General features: G+C 63.3%; 1 protein-coding gene. It reads right to left on the reverse strand.

Annotated elements, in window-relative coordinates:
• Positions 1-15: 15 nt before the first annotated feature.
• Positions 16-1,749, reverse strand: a complete 1,734-nt coding sequence (locus OCH239_RS21290) for a hypothetical protein (protein WP_157578055.1) — start codon at positions 1,747-1,749, stop codon at positions 16-18.
• Between the last annotated feature and the right edge of the window lie 109 nt (positions 1,750-1,858).

The following is a 1,858-nucleotide window of genomic DNA, read 5'->3' on the forward strand; positions in this document are numbered from 1 at the left end:
CGTCCTGCCTAGCTGTCATGCGGCGAGCAGATCTCGGCGATACACCAGCCCTCTCGCCAGCCCGATCTTCATAGCAGGGGTTGCGCCGCTTCGGTCCGAAGCTGGCAACATGTAGTTGTGGTAGAAGCGCAGGATGTTCGCGACCCGCGGTACCATGGTCGGCTCGTAGAAGCTGTAGGCATGCCAGATGCGGCCGGCATTCGCGCTGGTCGGAATGCCCCGCTCGAACCCCGAAACGCGCCTCCGGGCAAAGTTGAAGTAGGCATCGACCGGGTGGATCGAGGCTCGGCACAGCACGTCCGCCAGCTCCAGGAAGCCGTGCTGGCCGAGATCGGTCCTCAGCCGGATCGTCTTCTCCGGCTCCGCCTTGGTGTGGAACGGCCAGCGCAGGCCCTCGCGCATCAGGAGGTCTCCTCTGGCTGCCGGATCGAGCTCACCGAGTCGGTCTTCGAGGACGGCCGCGACCAGGGCCTGCAGCTCGGGCACATCGTGCCTCGCGACGGTGTCGGCGACGGCCGCCTGGTGCTCTTCCAGCAGCTCGCGACGAGCTTTTCGGCCCCGATCCGCATACTCGTTACGAAGATCGTTCGTCATGCCCTTGGTGAAGCTCACTTCGGCGATGTCCACACGCCGCTCCGCGACTTCGGGATGGAAGATCGCCGAGGTCGCCGCGGCCAACCCTGCTTCGGCATCGAGGCAGAACAGCGCGCGCTCGAAATCCTGACCGAGCAGCTTTTTCACAAGCATCATGTGCGCATGCATGAAGATGTCGGTGCGCACGCGGGATCCTGTTCCGGGCAATCTCCACTGGCCGCCAACGGCCAGGTCGTCTTCCGAAAAGATCGCGCGGTTCATCCGCACCAGGCCGGCTTCATACTCCCGCGCCGACCAGAGGCGCGCCTGCCGGCGCATCGACCGCGGGAGCGCGAAGTCGCCGGACTGGATCATCTCCTCGTCCAGGCGCCCGGGCGAGACGGACGGATCGTAGTCGACCGTGGCCGCCATGATGAACTGGCTGCCCTGATGCACCGTTGCCATGTGAAGCAACGGGATCGTGCCGCGGCGCCGTTTGACCGGCCAGTTCACGAGGATGACCTGTGCATCGGTGGCGAAACTGGGGTCCGAAGCCCGGAAGCAGTCGGCAAGGCGTTCTTCGCGCCGGGCGGCGAACTTGAGGCACTGCTCCTCGAGGAATTCGATCTTGTTGTAGATATGGCCGTAGGTGACGCCCAGCGTCTCCCGGATACGACTTATCGGCACCTTGTTGACCAATGAGAGCAGGATATCGCCGGTTCGATCCGTCTTCTTGTGCCGGCGCGTCGGTGAGCCCTGCGAGAAGGTCGCCTTGCAGATCTTGCACTGGTGTCGCTGGTCGCCACGAGCTGTCCGTCCCGCGCCGCGGTAAGCACTTGGAGCGAGGGCCAGAGGCAGGTCGAAGTTCGGACAGGACTCGGTCCGGCAGGACGGGAAAAACTTTTTCCTATACTGACGGGACAGCCGGGAGTATTCCTCGGCGATAGCGGTGTTCGACTTGATGATGTTGAAGCCGTCGCATGCGGGGCACCGAAAGGATCGGTCTTCGCCGGAGCCAACCACCCGGCCGTGATCCTGGTCGCCACCGCGGCGTCCTCGAATAGAGAACGGGTGAGGAAGAAGGCCGAACCGGTCGCAGTGCGGGTTGCGGCAGAAGTTAACGCTGAAGCCGCCGACCAGCCGGGGAAGGCGTCTTTTCGGCGTCGAAGAATTCATCGAGACGTTCTTGGCGGCACCAACTCCTCAAATGTCAGTAATTCAAAGCTCGAGAGCCGCCCACTTAGGGGCGGCTCTGCGAATTATCAACATTTATCTGAGGGGCTGG

The sequence above is a fragment of the Roseivivax halodurans JCM 10272 genome, assembly GCF_000521785.1.
In the GTDB taxonomy this organism is placed as follows: domain Bacteria; phylum Pseudomonadota; class Alphaproteobacteria; order Rhodobacterales; family Rhodobacteraceae; genus Roseivivax; species Roseivivax halodurans.